We start from the raw sequence: 18,400 nt of genomic DNA on the forward strand, positions 1-18,400 counted from the left end.
TCCTTGCGCCTCGGCAGCCGGCGCCGCCTTCCCGTCGACGACGAGGACGCCTGGTGGGCGAGCGTGCTGGCGGATCCCAAGGGCGGCGACGGCCAGGCCGCGCGTCGATCGCACGCTCGCGGAGATCAGGGCCTCGGAGCTCTGCGTCGAGTGTCTGAAGTGTTTCCGCATCGTCGCGCTCAGCCGCGAGGAAGCGCTGCGGCGATACGACGGCAACTCGCTATGGAAACTGGTCGCGATGCGATTGCTCGGCGACAGCTGCGCGCATCGGACAGGGCGTCACGAAGACGACGGCTGCTGGCCAGATCTGCGGTGAGGCTCGCGTTATACTATTTTCGCGGAAATAGTATAACTACCGCGCCCGCCGATCGTCACGTGGACCGCCGAGTGAGGGCGCGCCTGATGGATACCTAGGTTGTGTTAGCTTCCCGTTCGGCTAGTCGAGCCACCACAGGTTGTCTGCGCAGAGCGCCCATGACAGACCGGCGTCGATTCAGAGGATCACATCTGTCCGGATGACGCCGCGCCGGCTCTCAGGCCGGCCGATGATGACCGCCTCCGGCCGCGAGAACGAGGGTGCGAATTGCCAATCGAACAGCCTGCGCTGGCCGATCCGCATGTCGATCTCGTCATCGCGCGGCTGCCAGCCGGTTTGAAGCCGCTCCAGCAGGCGTTCCATCTCGGGCGTCATCAGTCCTCCGGAGGCGTGCGCTTCGCTAGGGCCCTCAGCAAATTTAGGCCGATGCGTCGACCGCGTTCGTCTTCGGCACTCCCGCCCGACTGCACATACCGCTTCGCTTCGTCGGCCGTCATGGCCTTGCCCGTCCAATCGTCCTTAATTGCGCCGCCGACCGCCGCGACGACTTCGATGAGGTCGCACAGCGCTTCTTTCTGCGCCGGGTTGTCCTCCTGCATAGCCGCGCTCATCGAAGTGGGCCCGGCGGCGTAGTAGCGCTCCAGCGCCAGGCGCACGCGCTCGCTCGAATAGCGGACCTCTTTGATCGTGCCCCATTTCAGGGTCAGATAATCGTCGCTCATCTAGGCAGCCTCGCCTGTTGAGCCGGCAGGCGCGATCGGCCGGCGTCGACGATACGCCTGCGCCACGGCAGCTCCGACAGCTCGCCGGCGACAACCGCCAGCAGCGCCAGGACGGCGAATGCGATCAGGACGGCCGCCATCATGCTGCGCCTCCTTCCGGCTCGCCGAGCGCGTACAGAGTGTTCAGCGTCCGCGCCCAGCCGTGCTTGCGGTCGAGCCAGATGAGCGTCGTCGTCGTCGCCTGGCTGCCGTCCGACATCCTCGGATGACCGGTCACGCGGCCCATCAGCGCCATCTCGTACTCGCCGCCGGGTCCGCGTCCGATCTTCAACGCCCAGCCCTCCAGCCGGGGGCCGGCCGCGAGCTGCTCCGCCGGCGGCTGCTCGCCGCGCAGGTAGGACGCCATCTCGTTACGTAGCGACTTTTCCTCGATTGACATCAGTGCCTCCGTGCGAATGCGTCCCGCGCTTCCAGCGTCGCGCTGACCAGGCGCTGCAGCTTGCGCATCGAAAACCGCTCCCGGATCCACGCGCGGCCGATGATCTCCAGTTCGTCGGCTGCGAGCGGCTCGTCGTGGGCGCGGGCCTCGTCCTCGGCGGCGAGATCGCGCATCACGAGGGCCGCCAGGCGCGGCAGGTGCGCCAGCGTCGGGGCGGGGATCTTGATCACGCGAAACCGATCGCGCAGCTGCGATGGCAGACGCTCCACGGAGTTGGCCGTGGCCAGGTGGATGACGTGCGACAAATCAAGCTCGGCCTCGACGCCACTCTCCCGGTATCTACGAGAAGTTTCAACTTCAAGGTGTGGCGTCATCGCGCTCCATAGATTCCCATTGTGGTCGGACGAGCCGGCCTTCTCGATCTCGTCGACGAGCACGATCGGGTTCGCTGTGCGCGACATCATGATCGCGCGCGCGGGCACCGACGGATGCGCGCTCGACCAGCCCTAGGCGTCCCGCCGAACATGCCGTCGAACGTGCTCGCTGCATCGAAACGGCTGACATAGAGATCCGGCGAGATGATCTCGGCGAGCCTCCTGATCAGACGCGTCTTGCCTGTCCCGGGCTGCGACAGCAGCAGGGTCGGCTTGATGCGCACAGGCTCGCCCGAGCGCAGGTCCTGCGTCAGCATCGCGACCTCGCGGTGCGCATGCGGATACTCGGCCTGCAGCTGCTCGCGGACAGCGGCGGCGTCCCGGCAGACCACGAGCGGCAGCGGCTCGTCGCGCAGATCGCGCCAGGCCTGCGGCAGGCCCTTCTCCTCGGCGCGGTCCTTGCGCAGGACGACGACGGTCGGCGCCGGTGGCTCCTTCTGCTCAGTGAGATCGGTCGTCGGAAAATCGTCCGCGTATGTGAGCTTGTCCGCCTCCCGCTCGGCGATCCTGAAAATGCTGACGGGCGGCTTGGAGCCGACCCATTCGCCGCGCGTCGCCAGCCACCACGCGTCGAGGCGGCCGCGCAGCCGCGCCTGGCGGCGCCCGGTCACGGATGTCTTGTGCCGCAGTAGCCATGTCAGCTGCGGCAGGACGGCATTGAACGATTCCGGCTTCTCCGGATCGCACAGCATCATCTGCCAGGCCAGGGCCAGCTCGCCGCACTCGTCCGTGTTCTGATCGAACAGCTCTTCGATGATCCACGCGATCTTGGCGCGCTCCGTCTTGCGGTCCGTGTCTCGCGCGGGTGGTTTGATGCCGAGCGGTCCGGCGACGCGAGTCGTGGCCTCGTGCATCGAATTAAACGCTTCGGGCCATGTGTCCTCTTCGAGCAGCCGCACGCAGATAGGAGTGGCGTCGTCGGCCGCGTGCGATACCTTGCGCCATTCTGTCTCGGCGATCGCGAAAAATTCGGTCGCGCTGCCCTCGACGAACTCGGCCGTCTTCCAGAGTTCCAATCTCGTCTGCGGCTCGATCACGTCGCCGTCGCTCAGCTTCAGCAGACCCTGCGCCGCGGCGACCGTCTCCCATCGCTTCACCGTCGCATCCTGCGGCAGCAGTGCGAGCAGCCGCCATGCGGCCGCCATCACGGCGTCGGATTCCAGCGCCTCCGCGACGCGAGTCAGATATGCGCCGCTGACGTCGCGCAGCGATCCGCTGCCCAGCAGGTTCAGCTCGAGATCGGGACGATGGCGCCGGGTCAGTGCCACCAGGTAATGCGCCGCGGCCGTCCAGGTCGGCATGCACACGGCGGTCGAGAGCCAGCGGAGGCGGTGTTGCATGTCGGCTTCCACGGTCATGGTCTTCTCCTTCGCGGTCTGCGGCGGCGCGCTCTCGGCCCTGTCCTCGTCGATCAGGCGGAGCAATTCGGCGGTGGACGAATCCTTAGGATCGAGGTATGTCATCTGTACCAAGTTGCCAACATTTGACAGTTATCGTCGAACATCTGACGACGTAAATCAAGGAGACCTCGATCCATGGCTAAGGATTCGAAAAGAAGTCCGCGCAATCCGAGCCGAGCGAAAACGCCCGCGAGGAACGCATTGCGTTGAGGGCGCACAAGGATCTGATCGACATCCTGGACAAGCGGGCCGAAGAGAAGTCGCAGTCACGGTCCGCCTACATCGAGTCCTTGCTAATTGCTTGGGTGAAGGCGGATCCTAGGAATCCGCGCATCGATAACCGGGGAAAACTCGTGCCTGACGCGCCGACGCCGGAAGAACTTGTGAGGGCGAATCCGAAGAGATACACGGACCGATGGGTACAATTTAACCGCGCATTCAACGCACTTTTCGGTACTGACATACCGCGAGAGTGGCGAGAGGAGTGGCAGGAACACTACGAAATCGAAAACGATTGATGATCCGGGTTCAGAACCCGTCGCCGGGAATTCCGTGGTATTTTTAAAGGGTTCCGGGGCCGTGGTCGCGCCGCCAGCATCGGCGCATGCGCCCACGATCTGTAGACGAGAATTGTCCTGCCTACATCTTGGTTCCTGCAACCATGCCATTGTCGGTGATTTGGATTGGTACGTCGAACGATCGTCGAACGATTGATGTTAGTAGTTGCGGATGAGCGGTCTGTCCCTTACCCTGGGTCGACCGCATGCAGAGCACCACACCGACCAGCACCGAAGTATTCGCGCGCCCGTTCGTCAACGGCGGCGACCTCGCGCGCCTGCATGGCATCGCTGGAATTCTGAGCCGCGCTGCGGACCCAGAGCGCCGCGATTTCATGCGCATGATCCCCGGCTGGACGCTCCACGATCGTGAGGACGAGCCGGCGTGCGACGTCCCGGACGATCAGCCAAAGAAGCGCTACGGTATTCTGCTGCCGTGCCAGCCGGATCCGACGTCGGATCCCGTGAAGACCGTTAAGCCTCACAAGGCACCGCGTCCCGGCCTACGCGGCCCGGGTTCGAAGCCGACCAGGCGATCGACGGCCGAATTCTCAGCGTCCTACGAACAGGCCGCCGATGACCGCCGCTGCCGCCGGATCAAAAAGGCCAAGGACAAGGCCGAGCACGAACTCGAGCTCGAAGCTGCGGCGCAGGCTTGCGGCATGACGCTCTACGAAGCGCGGTCGAAAGAGTTGGAGGGCGCAAAACAGGCCTGCGAGCGCGAACTGGCCGGTGGCCCCGAAGCGTCAGCTTACGATCATGCGCTCGTCGAAAGGGTCGCAAAGGCGCAGCACTTCGCGCAGCGCCGCGCCGACGAGGCGACCCGCGACGACTGCGGCGTGTTCCGCTGGGCGGGCGGTTTCGTCGTCGAGAGCTGCTGGCGTGCTCCGTTCGAGAAGCGCGGGCTCAAGTCCCGCGAGCATCCGCATTTTGAGCGCGTCGCCGCCTCGGCGGGCCGCCCGTCGAAGGGCAATCTGCTCGCTGGCGACGCGAAGGACGGCTGCTGGCGGCACGGCAAGAAGCTCTACGCGCTCGACCGTCTCTATCTCTACACATGTGTCGTCTGCAAGGACATGTGGCGCTTGGACGTCGACCGCGACTTCGCGTCCTTCGAGCACATGTGCTCCTGGATCGACTACATCGTTGAGGAGCACGACCTGCCGTGCCGGCCGCACTTCTACAGCGCGATCCCCGACGAACGCCGGCCTTGCGAGATCCTGCATCCGCACCTGTGGTTCCTGCTGCCGGAAGGCTGTGCGGTCTGGCCGGAATCGCCGGCGCGCCATCACGCCATGCTCAAGGCTGTCATCGAGGCGCTGGCGAAGGCGTTCGAGGCCGACAAGGGCGGTTGCACGCTGCCGCATATGGGTAAGAACCCGCTCTCGCCGCTCTGCGACGCGCACGTCATCGAGCCCGAGCGCATGCCGACCCTCGGCGAATGGTTCGAGGCTCTCGACTGCGAATTTGTTCCGGACTCGTCGCCGACGATGGCTCTGACCGTCTCGTCGATCCTCGAAGGCGCGTCGTGCCTGGGCGAGGAGTCGGCCGGATGGTTCAAGGTCGCGCAGGCGGTCGCCGGTCAGTACGGCCGTGACATGTTCAAGTCGGGCAAGGTCGACGTTGCCGCCGTGTCCACGTTCGCCAAGGCGATCGAGAAGGCGATCCGCGGTCCGCTGACGCAGGCTCTGCTTCCGAACCCGGGCAAGCAGGCCGCGACACTGGCCAAGATGATCACGAACGTCGCCGCCTACGTCGCCCGCACCTTTGACCCGTCCAAATTCGACAAGCAGCGCCGCAACAAGGGCGCTGCCGCCCATCTGATTGAGACGGGCATGACCCAGCTCGAGCGCGAGAAGGTCGGCGGCCGCTATGCCACGACCGTGCGCATGGGCAAGACCATCGAGGCCTTGGCCGAAGCGATCCGTCTCGATCTGCTCTGCGGCCGGGCGCCGACCATCGCCAGCGTCGTCGCCAAGGGCATCCGCTGTCTGAACACCGTGGCGCGCCACTTCGAGGCCGCCTATGCCATTGCAAAGTCGCGGATTCCGGCCTCGAAGGCCTCGGTGTCATTCCAGGGTCTGTTTTGGGGTAACCCTGCCCTTCCTGCCCTCAAGGGCTTCCCCAGCCAGGCCGCCGCCGGACCCAAGGCCCAGGATTCAACGCTGGCGCAGCCGGCGACCCCGGCAAATCCGGACAAACCCCTTCACCTCGAACCAGCCGACGGTGCCGATCCGGGTCCGGACGATCACGATCTCGTCGCCGGCATGTTCGATCGCATCGAGCATGGCCGGATCCATCGCGACAGGTCGTTACCGGCGCGGCGCATGGCGTCGTCATCGTCGCGCGGAGCCGGTCGGCGGCAAACCCAGACCAACCCTGTCGCGCTTCCTATCGGCGCCGCCTTCGCATCGTTCGTGTCAGCCGGCATCAGGTCGTTCCATCCGGCCAAGCGCAAGGCGGCCTAAGGGCCGGCAGCTGCACAATGCGCTCGCCTTCTCTCGTCGACGTCATCGTCACTGCGTAGCTCGGCGACACCATCGCGCGAAGCGGCCGGCAAATCCGGATCCTCATCATCCTTGCGTCGCAGGCCCTCATGGGCTCGATCGCATCGCCTGCGGCGCCGTGCGGCCGGAGGCTTCGTCCGCATCATCTCGACTTGAGTCTTGCCGGTTCAGCATCGATAACGTTGGCCCAAAGCCGTCGGCAGGGAAAATCGAGAGGCAGCGATGACAGAGAAGCTTCACCGTGACGATGTCAGCAGGATCCAGGAGATGGACTCCATGCGCATGACGCACTTCTTCCGTGCACCAGACCGTCCGGAGTCGAGGTTCGTGAAGACCAGTCGTCGGACTCCACAGGAGGTCAAGCGTGCGCAAGGACGCATGCGAACGGCCCGCTGGCGCGCCGACATGGATTCCCGGAAGGCGCCGACGGCGCAGCAGGTCGGCCTCGCGCTCGCGGTAGCGTTGGCGACTACGGAGGGGATCAGTCAGCTAAGCTTGCAGGACATGCAGCTCGTGCAACGTGCGCTCCATCATCTACGCTGCAACGGATTCGATATCGCCGAGGCCAAGAAGACGATGCGCCGTCTCCGGCGCCGGCTCGTCGACCCGCTTGATCGGCGCAGTGCACAGATGGAAGCCGGGGGCGAGCCGGCTTGTCCAAACTCCCATGGCGAGACGCTGTTTTAGCGAAGGGTTGGCCCGAACCGCCACAGACGTCGACCTTGGCGCGGAAAGCGACGAAGATTACCAATTCTTAGGCGGCCTCCGGATCCATCGCCAGATCCTTTCCGCGGATGCGGCTCATCCCTTTTCGCGAAGTCGTCATTGACCTTTGCCGGAGGCGGCGCGATCGTCACTTCGCTCGATCATGCCGGTCCAACGTGCTTAGCAGCCGAAGTCCTCGAGTCCACTATTGGCCGCGAGAACCTCTCGCGGATCCAGGGTCCGGTAGAATCCGCATCGTCCGGAATGCTCCCGAGGCGTCACATCTCGAAGACGACGCGCTCGGTGGACGCGTAAACGGCGCCGTCCTTCAGGAAAGCGACGGCACCACTCGAACGGCGTGACAAATGCCAGCACTCTCGGATGCATTGTATGACGGCGGCAGACGTTCTCCGCTACTTTCTGCTTCGGTCTGGTTGACCTTCGCTGAACGTGCGGCGATCGTATCTTGCTCCTACGCTTCACCGCATGTCGTGAAGCAAAACGAGGTGTCTCGATGAAGGCAGTTCTGATCGACCCGGCGGCAAAGACGGTCAAGGTAGTCGACGTGCACTCAGTCAGTAGGGCTACGAACATGTTGTTCGGCGAGAGGCCGACCCCTGTGCTCAGGCTTCCGCGCGGCGACGTCCTGCTGGCTGCCGCGGCCGCAGACGGAGCTGCATTCGTTCTCGGTGGGTCCCAGCCCATCGGTGGGCCTGGGCTCATCGTCGGCCGCAGACTCGATACAGGGGAGCGCGGGGCGCGCGGGTCAATCCAGATCATGTGACGCAGATGGTGCGCTGGACCTCCATCGAGATGTCGGAGACAGCGAAGGCGTTGAATAAGGTATGTGCGATCGAGATCGATCCGGAGCATCGTTCGATCGATGAATTCCTGATCGCACCGTCGATGCTCGCCTTGCAGCATCGGTTGGGTGGTGAGATCGGATCTGCTTTCGCGCTCCCGGGGGAGATGTTCTGTTTACCGCAGCAGATGCCGGAACAGATGAGCGGGAGTGGCGGAAGGACGATGCGACGTTCGCTGGTCGCTGCATCATTGTTGGTCATGATTCGCGCTCCGGGCGCTTCGTCGATGTCGCGGCATCGTTGGAAAATTTGCGAGAGAGCGTCTCGTTTCGAGGCTCGACCGACGGCAATTGGACTAGCTACGAGTGCGGACCTGAAGACTGAAAGGCGGGATGGCCGGGACGAAGGGACACGAGGCTCTGGACGATGAAAACGTTGAATTCGCACACCCTTGTTGAGCCCATCGGCGCTCTCCTCGAAGGGGTCACCAAATCTGAGCTGATGCCTCGGTTTTCCGGTCTAATCAGGAACGTGGTTTCGCAGAAGACGTCGGCCTTCGACGTGGTCAGCGAGGCCGACGAAGCCTCGGAGAAGCTGATTACCGACCGCCCATCCTGGCTTTTCCAAACGCCATCGTCGTCGGAGAGGAGGCGGCAGCCCGCGATCCGAGCTTGATCGGCAAGGTCGCCACCGAAGGGTTGGTTTTCGTGGTCGACCCCATCGACGGCACGAAGAACTTTGTGTTCGGCACGATGTTCGCCTGCGTCGCCAAGGGCGAAACCAACTTCGGCGCGATCCACGACCCGGTCGGTGTCTGCAATCCGAAGATGGCCCACGAAGCGCTGAAGGCCGAAGATAAGATCGGGACGATGCTTCCGTGCAACGTGGTCGTTCAGGAGGTCGATGGTGGGACGGAGGTCGCCGCCGTGGACCCCGTCGCGTCGATGCAAGCCATTCAGAACGCATCCTTGGCCAGCATCGCGAAGAAGGTCCGCAGCGAGTTGAAGGCGGCGGTCGAAGCGATCTAGCTCCTTCGGCCGTTTTTCGCATCGCTTCGGTTCGACGTCCCCGGCTTCGGTAAGGCCCTTGCAAGGTATGCACGACGCAGCCGCAGCCCGTGCCCGTGGTGACACGGCCCGGATCTGAAAATCATCCGCCGGAGGCGGCGGTCTCGCCGCCCGCTGGAAGCACCATGACCTTGGCTCCCGACAGCACACGTCGGTAGAGGTCGATCACGTCCTGGTTCATCATGCGAATGCAGCCGGAGGACATTGCCTGGCCGATCGACCATGGCTCGTTGGTGCCGTGAATCCTGTACAGCGTGTCCTTGCCGTCCTTGAAGAGATAGAGAGCGCGGGCGCCGAGCGGGTTCTGCGCGCCACCCTCCATGCCCCGAGCCCATTTGACGTATTTGTCCGGCTCGCGGGCGATCATGTCCTTGTGGGCGTCCAATGCGGCCATTCGCGTTTCATCGCTACATCGACGGTACCCGACCAGGCCATACCGGCCTTGCCGACGCCTACGCCGTAGCGCAGCGCCTTGCCGCCCTCCTGCATCAGATAGAGGAATCGGTTCTTCGGGTCCGACGGTCCCGGCAGGCTGCCCGGTGGGATCGTCGACGAGTTGACGCATGTAACGGGTCTTCAGGTCGCCGGCAGGAACAGCCGCAACGGTGTAGGCGCCGTCCGAGACCGCGCCATATCGCGGGTCGGACGTCGGTGCGTAGCTCGCGGCCGCGGCCTTCGGCATAAAGTCGGCGTCGGAGACGCAGCCCGCCAGCACCGCCGGCAGAAGCATCGCCACGGCACACAGCCCATTGCTTTCGAAGCGTCATGTTAAATCCTTGGGTCAGTCGGCCCACGTCGGGCCAGCTCGATCTGCAGCCTAAGCAGGCTTAAGAGCGGCTCCGTTGCTCACTTCTTTGCTGTGCGGGCGCGCGTCGGCGGCGACGCGCTTGAAGCCTTCAAAGTTCAAGGCCTGCGTCACTCGGTACTGGCCGACGATGTAGCCGGGCGTGCCCATCAGCCCCAGCGAGTCGGCCTGAGCAAGGTTGCGTCGCAGGAGCTTGGTGATGTCGTCGCCGTGGGCCTTCAGATCGGCATCGAGACGATCCATGTCGACCCCGGACTTCGCGATCGCTTCACGCATACGCTCGACCGGAATCTTCGGTCCGGGAATTCCCATCATCGCGAAGTGCGCGGCTTCGTAGCGGTCCTGATATTTCGCGGCCAGCGCCCACTGCGCACCTCTGATGGAATCCGGCGTCAGGATCGGCCAGTCCTTGTAGACGAGGCGGATCTTGCCGTCGGTCTTCACCAGCCGCTCGAGCTCGGGCTCCGCCTGTTTGCAGAAGGGGCAGTTGTAATCGAAGAAGGCGACGATGGTCAGATCTCCCTTCGGGTTTCCGGCGGTCGGCGCGGCCGGATCGTAGAGGATGGCTTCGCGCGAGATGTCCGCTTCGCTGGGAGCGTCGTCGGCGCGCGCGGGGCCGACCAGGTAGCGGAGGCCCGCGACGGCGATCAATTGGGCGAGCGTGCGTCTGGAGACGTGCTGAAGCATGTTGTCTTCCTTTTGGGAGTTGAGCTCAGTCGGCCGAGGTTGCCGCCGACAGTTTTCCGAGCAGGGCGTCGGCATCGACCGCGCCGACGATTTTGACCGTCGGATCGACGCTTCCGAGCGCACCGAACAGCAGAATGGTCGGAGGCCCGACGATGTCGAAGCGCTTCATCAGGGCTCGGCTCGCGCCGTCGACGGCGGTGACGTCGGCGCGCACCATTCTGAAGTTCTGTAGCCGCGCGCGGACTTCAGGTCTGCGCAGGACGGCATCCATCACCCTGCATTCGACGCACCACTCGGCGGAGAAATCGAGCATGACGGGCTTTCGGTCCGTGTCGGGCCGCGGCGAGTTCGTCGTCCAGGGCGGCGACCGATCTGATCGTTCGGATGGGGGCTTCGGGTCCGGTCTCGCGGCTCACGAACCGATCGAGAATGCTGGTCGCGTTGACACTGTCGTCGCCTGCCGATCCGATCATCAGGACCGACCCGATCAAGAGCGCGATGCTCGCCAAGCCCATGGACACGAAGCGCCATCGACTGTGCATCATCAAGAATTGCGTTCCGAGATAGACGGAGACACCTGTCGCGAGCGCGCCCCAAAGCTGCAGCGTGGTCTGCTGCGACAGAACGCGAGAGAAGATCGAGATCGTGACGGCGAGCGGGATGAAGCCGAAGGCATGCCTGACGCGAACGAGCCAGCGACCGGGCTTCGGCAGGAACCGCGGTCCCAACGCTCCGAAGACCAGAAGCGGCACGCCCATGCCGACGCCGAACAGAAAGAGGGCTGCCATGCCGCGCATCACGTCGCCTGATTTGGGTCAACTCGGCGGACGCAAGGTCGTGGCGCAGGCCGGCGATTCAGAAGTCTGATGGCAGGGGCCGGACCGGAGACGTTCTGACCTAGATCAATCGAGCCGGACTCGGTGCTGATACCATATCAACATCGCAATTTCGGAGACACGCGATGGCCATCAGGGACGTTCTGCTCACCTTGACCAGCTATCCGGAACCGACGCCGGTTTCGGTTATCGACCGCGCCGTATCGCTGATCTCACCATTTGCCGCGCACATCGCGGCGATCTCTTGTGAAGTCCATGTGCAGGTACCGGGGACTTTCCTGTCCGGGGCCGGCAATGTCGGATCAATCGTGGCCGGCGAAGCTCACAAGAGCAGGAAAAACGCGCAGGATCTGCTGGCGACTTTTGAAGGGGCCACCACGAAATCGGGGCTGCTGAACGAGATCATTCTCGAGCGTTGCCTGACGTCCGAGGTCCCGGACCTCTTGGTGGACTATGCTCGGCTGCGCGATCTCACCATTGTGCCGGTGCCGGAATCCTACGACCAATGGTACGCTGAAGCGATTATCTTCGGTTCGGGAAGACCGACGCTGGTGCTGCCGGAGGCCACCTCCTCCAAGGAAGCCGAGCTTAATAGGGTGATTGTTGCGTGGGACTTCAGCCGCGCGGCGGCACGAGCCGTCTCCGATGCGATCCCGATCCTGGAGAAGGCACGGAGGTGTTTATTCTCACGGTGACCAACGAGAAGGCGATTACGAGCCGGCGCTCGTCGTCCGAACTTGCGAAGAATCTCTCGCGTCATGGCATCGATGTGGTCGTCGAGGAGATCGACGCTGCGGGACGGGCCATCGGCGATGTTCTCGCGGCTCATATAGCTTCCCGCAGGGCGGATCTGCTCGTCATGGGGGCGTATGGTCATTCCCGCTTCCGAGAGTTCATATTGGGAGGCGCGACCCGCAGCATACTGACGAGGCCGCCAATTCCCGTGGTGTTGTCGCACTGAACCGATCGGCAACCGGCCAAGCTACCGCAGGGTGGGGCCTTCAGTTTCCTGAACGGTCAAGTGAAAGGAAGTTCGCTATGGGACACTTTCCGATGACCCGCCGGTCTCTCGTTTGGCTGCTGGCCGCAGCGGCGGGATCTGTTTTGAAGAATCTCAAGCAGCAAACCCCTTTCGGGTCGACGCGACCGCACCTGTGTTTGACCTGAGTCAACCCGCGTCGGCCGACACGTCGCCACATTAGCGCTAAACGCCAATTCAGGAGGACCACGATGCGACGCCCCGCGCTTGCGGCAGCCCTGCTGCTTTCGATCCTAGGCAGTCCCTCACTTGCGCAATCTCCTGCCGAACATGAAGGCCATCATCCGGATCAGAAGGAAGCGCCGGCCGCGAAGCCCGCCACGCCTTCGGAGGCGCCCCGCGGCACCGGCCCCTCGCAAGGCATGATGGGCGGCGGCATGATGAACATGATGGGCGGCAACATGCAGATGCCCGACATGATGCGGATGATGGGCATGATGCGCCAGTCCAGCGACGGCATGGGCGGCATGGATACGATCGATTACGTCGAGGGCCGCGTTGCGTTCCTCCGGACCGAGCTCAAGATCACCGACGCACAGCAGTCCGCCTGGAACGCGTTCGCCGACGCGTTGCGGACCAATGCCAAGACGCTTGGAGAGGTGCGCGATTCGATGATGATGGCGCAACAGAGCACCGGATCGCCGGACCTCATCCAAAAGCTGACGCTCCAGGAAAAATGGCTGGCGGCGCGCCTCGAAGGCACCCGTGCGATGAAGTCGGCGCTTGCCAACCTCGTCAGTAGCTTTTCCGACGAGCAGAAGAGGGCCACAGACGAGCTGCTGGCGCCGCAGATGGGGATGATGCCGATGATGTCGGCGATGCGGGGCGGCGCTACGACGGGTATGGGAATGCCGGGCGGCAAGCCGCCGAAATAGCCTCGGTCAGCCAAGCCGACCGAGTAGCGCAGCATTCCTCATTTCGCCGGTCGGGCAGGCAGGTCCTTCGCGTCGCCCGGCGTCGGCTTGGATTCGAGATCGGCGATCAGTTGCTTCATCTCGCCGATCTCCCGGACCTGGGCCTCGATGATCCCGTCAGCAAGCTTGCGCACCCTAGGATCCTTGATATGAGCCCGTTCGCTCGTCATGACAGCGATCGAGTGGTGCGGAATCATAGACTCCATGTAGGAGACGTCGCCCACCGTTTCCTGGCTCCGCACCAGCCACAGGGACCCTGCGAACGCAACGGCTGCCGCCAGCACGATCGTCGCGTTCGTCCTCGAGTCCTTGTACATGCTCCACATGAAGCCGAACATGATGACGGCCATCACGGCTCCCATCAGCAGGGCCATCCAGGCGCGGGTCTCGACTGAAGAACACGTGATCGAGGGCCCACGTGTTCAGGTACATCAGTCCGTACATGACGATGGTCGAAACCGCGATCATCGCAGCGAAACGGGCATAGGACATCGCCGGCGCTCCGGTTGGTTCATCGGGGAGCAATGGAGCGCGCACGCGAAAGTTCCTGACCAGAGAGTTCCGGTTGATCTGGCTCAACAATGATGGCAACGGCGCGCCTAAGCTCTCCAAAAGCATAGGAGCATGCCGATGTCCGTACAGGATCAACCGGGCTATCGAGAGCACCCCCAGGAGGGCATGTCCACCAAAGCCAAGGCCGGCATGGTCCTGCTGGGATTTCTGGCCATCGCCAGCGCGCTCCTCTTCACCGAGCACAGGGCTCACGTGATCGGCTTGCTGATCTGGTTGCCGCTCCTGGCCTGTCCGCTGATGCACTTCTTCATGCATGGAGGACACGGCCACCATCACGGCGGCGGCAGACCAAACGATTCGAGGAACGTGTGATGCACGATACCGCGCCCGCCTACAGCCTCTGGAGCCTCGTCATCGTCAACTCGGCGGTGTTTATCCTATTCGCCTACAGCTTCTTCGAGCCGCAGACCTCCCGCGACTGGCGCTCCTTCAGCGCCTTCAGCGCGTTCCTGGTCGCGCTGTTCGTGGAGATGTACGGCTTCCCGCTCACCATCTATTTCCTTTCGGGCTGGCTGCAGTCGCGCTACCCGAACGTCGACTGGTTCTCCCACGACGCCGGCCACCTGCTCGAGATGATGTTCGGCTGGAAGGCCAATCCGCACGCCGGACCGTTCCACATCCTGAGCTTCATCTTCATCGGCGCGGGGTTCATCCTGATCTCCGCTGCCTGGCGCGTCCTGTACGACGCGCAGCAGACGTGGAGCCTGGCGACCACCGGGCCGTACAGCTACGTCCGCCATCCGCAGTACGTTGGATTCGTCCTGGTGATGTTCGGCTTCCTACTGCAGTGGCCGACAGTCCTCACGCTGGCGATGTTCCCGGTGCTGACGATCATGTACGTGAAGCTCGCGAAGAACGAGGAGCTGGACGCCAGATCCGAGTTCGGCGAGGTCTACGCTAAGTACGCCGCGGAAGTCCCGGGCTTCATTCCGCGCCTGAGTCGGATTCTCGGTCCGGGCTCGTCGGGCAGCAGTCTTCACCACGGCTGACCGGGGCGGTCGCGATGCGCGAGACATTCGATCGCTGGCGTCCATCATCGATGCTCCTGGCGGCCTCCGGCGTCCTGCTGATCGGAGTCGGCACCTACTTTCTTTTCCTTCGGCCTGCGCTGCTGCCGGAGGACATCCGGTACATGAACCTGACCCCAGCCGAACTGCAGTCGATCGGGCCGAGGCTGACATCGTGGCTTACCCACGTATTTCAAGTGATGGGCGGCTACGTGGCGGCCACCGGAGTGCTCGCGCTCACGCTGGCGTGGACATCCTTCCGCAGCCGTCAGGCAGTCGCTGCGGCCGGCGCCGGAATCGCCGGCGGGCTCTCGATCGGGCTGATGGCCGCCGTCAACTTCATGATCCATTCCGATTTCAAGTGGGTCCTGCTCGGCTTGGCGCTCATTTGGGCGGCGAGCATCGCGACATTCGTCCGTGAATCCGCGGTTGCTCCGGAGCTCCGTTCGAAATTCTGACCTACGTCAATACCGGAGCGGCGGGTCCGGCCGACAATCCCTTTTCGAAAGGGCAGCCATGAGCGAGGCCGTATTCACCGCGAAGGGACTGACGAAGACCTACGTCTCCGGCGAGGTGATGGTGCATGCGCTCAACGACGTCGACCTCGAAATCGCCGAGAAGGAAGTGGTCGTGCTGCTCGGCCCGTCCGGCAGCGGCAAGACGACGTTGCTCAACATCATGGGCGGTCTCGACCGGCCGACCAGCGGCAGGCTGTTCTTCCGCGATCTGGATCTGACTGACCTAGAGGACCGCGAGCTTACGAAATATCGCCGCGATCACGTCGGCTTCGTCTTCCAATTCTACAATCTGGTACCGAGCCTCACGGCCTACGAAAACGTCGCGCTCGTCACCGAAGTCGCCAAGAACCCGATGCGGCCTGCCGAGGCCCTCGCGCTGGTCGGCCTCGAAGAGCGGATGCACCACTTTCCCGCCCAACTCTCCGGCGGCGAGCAGCAGAGGGTGGCCATCGCCCGCGCGATCGCAAAGCGGCCGGCGGTGCTGCTGTGCGACGAGCCGACCGGCGCGCTCGACTCGAAAACCGGCATTCGCGTTATCGAAGCGCTGCTGGGCGTCAATCGGCAACTCGGGACCACGACTGTCATCATCACCCACAACGCCAGCATCCAAGAGGTCGCGGACAGGGTGCTGTTCTTCGCCGACGGCCGGATCGCCCGTGTCCGGAAGAACGAGGCCCGGCGGGAAGCAGCCGAGCTCACCTGGTGACTGCATGAGCGCGCTCGACATCAAGCTGTTCCGGGACGTCAGGCGGCTCTGGGCGCAGGTCCTTGCCGTTGCGCTGGTCGTCGGAGGCGGCGTCGCGACGCTGGTGCTCGCGGTCGGCTCGCATCGCTCCTTGGAGGAGACCCGGATCGCGTACTACGAACGCTACGGCTTCGGCGACGTGTTCGCGGAGGCCAAGCGGGCGCCCAAGGCGCTCGCCGACAGGATCGGCGAGATACCGGGCGTCGCCGCGGTCGACGCCCGCATCGCCAAGCCGGCGTTGCTCGACATTCCTGGGTTTTCCGAGCCCGCCAGCGCGCGGTTCCTCTCGCTACCAGACAACAGCGAGCCGCATCTCAATCGCCTCTACGTGCGTTCCGGACGGCTTCCGGAGCCGGGGCGGGCCGAGGAGGTCGTCGTCAACGAGCCGTTCGCTCGGGCTCACGGTTTCTCGGAAGGGGCGCGGTTCTCGGCCATCCTCAACGGCAAGAAGCGCGAGCTCGTCATCGTCGGCACCGCGCTGTCCCCGGAGTTCGTCTACACAGTCGGACCGGGCGACCTGATGCCGGACGACCGGCGCTACGCCATCGTCTGGATGTCGGAAAAGGCGCTCGCCGGCGTCTACGATCTCGACGGCGCCTTCTCGGCCGTGTCGGTCAAGCTGCAGCGTGGCGCCTCCGAGCGCGAGGTGATCGCGCGGCTCGACATCTTGCTCGACCCTTATGGCGGGCAGGCGGCTCACGGCCGGAAGGATCAGACCTCGCATGCCTGGCTCGACCACGAGCTCGATATGCTCAACAATATGAGCCGCACGCTGCCGCCGATCTTCCTGCTGGTCGCGGCGTTCCTGGTCAATCTCACCCTGACCAGGCTGGTCGCGCTCGAGCGCGAGCAGATCGGCCTCCTGAAGGCGCTGGGCTACGCCGACAGCAGCATTGTGCTGCACTATTTCAAGTTCGTGGCGCTGATCGTCATCATCGGAGTCATCCTGGGCGGCGTCGTCGGCACGTGGCTCGGATATCGCGTCACCGCGCTGTTCGGGGATTTCTTCCACTTCCCCTTCCTGGTGTTCGCGAAGGCGCCGGATCTGTACGTCACCGCCGGCGCGCTCAGCGCAGCCGCCGCAGCGATCGGCGCGCTGCGGACGCTTCGCGAGGTCGTGAAGCTGCCGCCGGCCGTCGCGATGCAGCCGCCGGCCCTCCTGTGTACCGGCGGCTGCTCCCGGCGAGCGTCCAACTCGATCAGATCGTCTCGCAGCCCACGCTGATGATGATCCGCAACATCGCCCGCCATCCGGTTAGGGCAGCATTCACGACGCTCGGGATGGCGCTGGCAACCGCCATCCTGGTCGTCTCGCTGTTCACGCGCGACACCATGGAGCAACTGATCGACGTGACGTACTTCCTCGCCGATCGACAGGATGCGACCATCGGCTTCGCCGAGAAGCGGATCGAGAACGTCGTGCAGCAGGTGAACCGCCTGCCGGGCGTTCTGACGGCCGAGCCGTTCCGCGAGTTGCCCGTCCGAATCCGCCATGGCAACCTGGAGCGTCGGATCACGATCAGCGGCCGGCCCGCCGGTGCCGATCTGCGGCGCATCATCGACGCCGACCTCCGGCCGGTCGCACTTCGGGAGACCGGCCTCGCCATCTCCGCCATGCTCGGTCACATCCTCGGCGTACGGGCCGGCGACACTGTCGAGCTCGATCTGCTGGAGGGCGCCCGTCGCACGGTCGGCGTGCCGATCGTGGCGACCGTCGAGGACTATTTCGGCATCAGGGGCATGATGGACATCGAGGCGCTCCGCAAGCTGTTGCGCGAGGCGCCCGTCGTGAACAGCGTGAACCTTAGCCTCGACGAGAACCGCAAGGAGGACTTCTACGCGGCGGTGAAGTCCATGCCGACGGTCGGTGGGGTCGCGCTGCAGCGCGTATCGCTGGCGAACTTCCGCAAGACCGTTGCGCTGCTCATCACCACGATGGCGAGCATCTACACCGGGCTCGCCGCCGTGATCGCGTTCGGGGTGGTCTACAACAATGCCCGGATATCGCTTTCCGAACGGGCGCGGGAGCTGGCCAGCCTGCGTGTGCTTGGCTTCACGCGCGGCGAGGTGCTGCGCATCCTGCTGCTGGAGCTCGCGATCCTCACCCTGATCGCACAGCCGCCCGGCTGGGTGATGGGCTACGGGCTGGCGTGGATCATGAAGACGAACCTGGCCGGCGAACTGATGCGCGTCCGCCTCGTCGTCGAGCACTCGACCTACGTGGTCGCCACTTCCGTCGTGGTGCTGGCCGCCATCGCTTCCGCAGCGGTCATCCGCCAACGCATCGACAAACTGGACCTCGTCGCGGTCCTCAAGACGCGAGACTAGC

24 protein-coding genes and 1 pseudogene are annotated in these 18,400 nt (G+C 64.1%); 13 read left to right on the top strand and 12 right to left on the bottom strand.

Annotated features, from left to right (window positions below; translation table 11 throughout):
- Positions 1–493: 493 nt before the first annotated feature.
- Genes ACTGJ9_RS13305 through ACTGJ9_RS13330 form a run of 6 tightly spaced genes read right to left on the bottom strand, consistent with a single transcriptional unit; the run spans position 494 to position 3,383 of the window.
- Positions 494–691, bottom strand: coding sequence for a hypothetical protein (locus ACTGJ9_RS13305; protein ID WP_456677409.1), 198 nt, complete (start codon positions 689–691; stop codon positions 494–496).
- Positions 691–1,038: a hypothetical protein gene (locus ACTGJ9_RS13310; RefSeq protein WP_456677410.1), complete on the bottom strand. Its 348-nt coding sequence runs from the start codon at positions 1,036–1,038 to the stop codon at positions 691–693. The genes ACTGJ9_RS13305 and ACTGJ9_RS13310 overlap by 1 nt, the downstream gene beginning before the upstream one ends.
- Positions 1,035–1,181, bottom strand: a complete 147-nt coding sequence (locus ACTGJ9_RS13315; protein ID WP_456677411.1) for a hypothetical protein — start codon at positions 1,179–1,181, stop codon at positions 1,035–1,037. The genes ACTGJ9_RS13310 and ACTGJ9_RS13315 overlap by 4 nt, the downstream gene beginning before the upstream one ends.
- Positions 1,178–1,477: a DUF6634 family protein gene (locus ACTGJ9_RS13320; RefSeq protein ID WP_456677412.1), complete on the bottom strand. Its 300-nt coding sequence runs from the start codon at positions 1,475–1,477 to the stop codon at positions 1,178–1,180. The genes ACTGJ9_RS13315 and ACTGJ9_RS13320 overlap by 4 nt, the downstream gene beginning before the upstream one ends.
- On the bottom strand, positions 1,477–1,941 hold the full coding sequence (locus ACTGJ9_RS13325) for an AAA family ATPase (protein WP_456677413.1): 465 nt from the start codon (positions 1,939–1,941) through the stop codon (positions 1,477–1,479). The genes ACTGJ9_RS13320 and ACTGJ9_RS13325 overlap by 1 nt, the downstream gene beginning before the upstream one ends.
- Positions 1,938–3,383 carry a hypothetical protein gene (locus tag ACTGJ9_RS13330; RefSeq protein WP_456677414.1) on the bottom strand — a complete coding sequence of 482 codons (1,446 nt, stop codon included), beginning with the start codon at positions 3,381–3,383 and terminating at the stop codon, positions 1,938–1,940. Before ACTGJ9_RS13330 ends, ACTGJ9_RS13325 begins: the two co-directional genes overlap by 4 nt.
- A 691-nt stretch (positions 3,384–4,074) precedes the next feature.
- Between ACTGJ9_RS13330 and ACTGJ9_RS13335 the strand changes: the two genes are divergently transcribed.
- The 3 genes from ACTGJ9_RS13335 (at position 4,075) to ACTGJ9_RS13345 (ending at position 7,861) form a co-directional block, all read left to right on the top strand.
- Positions 4,075–6,333, top strand: coding sequence for a hypothetical protein (locus ACTGJ9_RS13335; protein WP_456677415.1), 2,259 nt, complete (start codon positions 4,075–4,077; stop codon positions 6,331–6,333).
- 261 nt (positions 6,334–6,594) lie between these two features.
- On the top strand, positions 6,595–7,059 hold the full coding sequence (locus ACTGJ9_RS13340; protein WP_456677416.1) for a hypothetical protein: 465 nt from the start codon (positions 6,595–6,597) through the stop codon (positions 7,057–7,059).
- Between the two features lie 532 nt (positions 7,060–7,591).
- The gene (locus tag ACTGJ9_RS13345; RefSeq protein WP_456677417.1) at positions 7,592–7,861 is read left to right on the top strand and encodes a hypothetical protein; all 270 of its coding nucleotides are present in this window, start codon (positions 7,592–7,594) and stop codon (positions 7,859–7,861) included.
- Here ACTGJ9_RS13345 and ACTGJ9_RS13350 read toward each other — a convergent pair.
- Positions 7,854–8,141 carry a hypothetical protein gene (locus ACTGJ9_RS13350; RefSeq protein WP_456677418.1) on the bottom strand — a complete coding sequence of 96 codons (288 nt, stop codon included), beginning with the start codon at positions 8,139–8,141 and terminating at the stop codon, positions 7,854–7,856. The genes ACTGJ9_RS13345 and ACTGJ9_RS13350 overlap by 8 nt on opposite strands.
- A gap of 165 nt (positions 8,142–8,306) precedes the next feature.
- Between ACTGJ9_RS13350 and ACTGJ9_RS13355 the strand changes: the two genes are divergently transcribed.
- Positions 8,307–8,555 carry a hypothetical protein gene (locus ACTGJ9_RS13355; RefSeq protein ID WP_456677419.1) on the top strand — a complete coding sequence of 83 codons (249 nt, stop codon included), beginning with the start codon at positions 8,307–8,309 and terminating at the stop codon, positions 8,553–8,555.
- Positions 8,552–8,908 (top strand): inositol monophosphatase family protein, encoded by a 357-nt coding sequence (locus ACTGJ9_RS13360; RefSeq protein ID WP_456677420.1) that lies wholly within the window; start codon positions 8,552–8,554, stop codon positions 8,906–8,908. The genes ACTGJ9_RS13355 and ACTGJ9_RS13360 overlap by 4 nt, the downstream gene beginning before the upstream one ends.
- A gap of 121 nt (positions 8,909–9,029) precedes the next feature.
- Here the strand turns inward: ACTGJ9_RS13360 and ACTGJ9_RS13365 are convergent, their stop codons facing one another.
- From ACTGJ9_RS13365 to ACTGJ9_RS13380, 4 genes are all read right to left on the bottom strand, one after another.
- Complete coding sequence (locus tag ACTGJ9_RS13365; protein ID WP_456678514.1) at positions 9,030–9,677, bottom strand: L,D-transpeptidase; 648 nt, start codon at positions 9,675–9,677, stop codon at positions 9,030–9,032.
- An 87-nt stretch (positions 9,678–9,764) separates the two neighbouring features.
- Positions 9,765–10,439, bottom strand: a complete 675-nt coding sequence (locus ACTGJ9_RS13370; protein ID WP_456677421.1) for a DsbA family protein — start codon at positions 10,437–10,439, stop codon at positions 9,765–9,767.
- A gap of 25 nt (positions 10,440–10,464) precedes the next feature.
- The gene (locus ACTGJ9_RS13375) at positions 10,465–10,752 is read right to left on the bottom strand and encodes a thioredoxin family protein (protein ID WP_456677422.1); all 288 of its coding nucleotides are present in this window, start codon (positions 10,750–10,752) and stop codon (positions 10,465–10,467) included.
- Positions 10,685–11,227 (bottom strand): cytochrome c biogenesis protein CcdA, encoded by a 543-nt coding sequence (locus ACTGJ9_RS13380; protein ID WP_456677423.1) that lies wholly within the window; start codon positions 11,225–11,227, stop codon positions 10,685–10,687. The genes ACTGJ9_RS13375 and ACTGJ9_RS13380 overlap by 68 nt, the downstream gene beginning before the upstream one ends.
- 173 nt (positions 11,228–11,400) lie before the next feature.
- Between ACTGJ9_RS13380 and ACTGJ9_RS13385 the strand changes: the two are divergent.
- Both ACTGJ9_RS13385 and ACTGJ9_RS13390 read left to right on the top strand, forming a co-directional pair.
- Positions 11,401–12,236 (top strand): annotated as a pseudogene (locus tag ACTGJ9_RS13385) (universal stress protein).
- A 440-nt stretch (positions 12,237–12,676) separates the two neighbouring features.
- Positions 12,677–13,189 (top strand): Spy/CpxP family protein refolding chaperone, encoded by a 513-nt coding sequence (locus ACTGJ9_RS13390; protein WP_456677424.1) that lies wholly within the window; start codon positions 12,677–12,679, stop codon positions 13,187–13,189.
- Positions 13,190–13,227: 38 nt separating this feature from the next.
- On the opposite strand, the gene ACTGJ9_RS13395 is transcribed toward ACTGJ9_RS13390, so the two are convergent.
- The gene (locus tag ACTGJ9_RS13395) at positions 13,228–13,602 is read right to left on the bottom strand and encodes a DUF305 domain-containing protein (RefSeq protein ID WP_456677425.1); all 375 of its coding nucleotides are present in this window, start codon (positions 13,600–13,602) and stop codon (positions 13,228–13,230) included.
- Between the two features lie 256 nt (positions 13,603–13,858).
- Here ACTGJ9_RS13395 and ACTGJ9_RS13400 point away from each other — a divergent pair, with 256 nt between their 5' ends.
- Genes ACTGJ9_RS13400 through ACTGJ9_RS13425 form a run of 6 tightly spaced genes read left to right on the top strand, consistent with a single transcriptional unit; the run spans position 13,859 to position 18,399 of the window.
- Positions 13,859–14,113, top strand: a complete 255-nt coding sequence (locus ACTGJ9_RS13400; RefSeq protein ID WP_456677426.1) for a DUF2933 domain-containing protein — start codon at positions 13,859–13,861, stop codon at positions 14,111–14,113.
- Positions 14,113–14,790, top strand: coding sequence for a methyltransferase family protein (locus ACTGJ9_RS13405; RefSeq protein ID WP_456677427.1), 678 nt, complete (start codon positions 14,113–14,115; stop codon positions 14,788–14,790). Before ACTGJ9_RS13400 ends, ACTGJ9_RS13405 begins: the two co-directional genes overlap by 1 nt.
- A 50-nt stretch (positions 14,791–14,840) precedes the next feature.
- Positions 14,841–15,266: a hypothetical protein gene (locus tag ACTGJ9_RS13410; RefSeq protein ID WP_456677428.1), complete on the top strand. Its 426-nt coding sequence runs from the start codon at positions 14,841–14,843 to the stop codon at positions 15,264–15,266.
- Between the two features lie 58 nt (positions 15,267–15,324).
- Positions 15,325–16,032, top strand: a complete 708-nt coding sequence (locus tag ACTGJ9_RS13415; RefSeq protein ID WP_456677429.1) for an ABC transporter ATP-binding protein — start codon at positions 15,325–15,327, stop codon at positions 16,030–16,032.
- A 4-nt stretch (positions 16,033–16,036) separates the two neighbouring features.
- On the top strand, positions 16,037–17,296 hold the full coding sequence (locus ACTGJ9_RS13420) for an ABC transporter permease (protein ID WP_456677430.1): 1,260 nt from the start codon (positions 16,037–16,039) through the stop codon (positions 17,294–17,296).
- Entirely contained in the window at positions 17,296–18,399 is a 1,104-nt protein-coding gene (locus tag ACTGJ9_RS13425; RefSeq protein WP_456677431.1) for an ABC transporter permease, read from the top strand. The genes ACTGJ9_RS13420 and ACTGJ9_RS13425 overlap by 1 nt, the downstream gene beginning before the upstream one ends.
- Position 18,400: the final 1 nt, after the last annotated feature.

Source organism: Bradyrhizobium sp. RDM12, assembly GCF_051917485.1.
Taxonomy (GTDB): Bacteria; Pseudomonadota; Alphaproteobacteria; order Rhizobiales; family Xanthobacteraceae; genus Bradyrhizobium.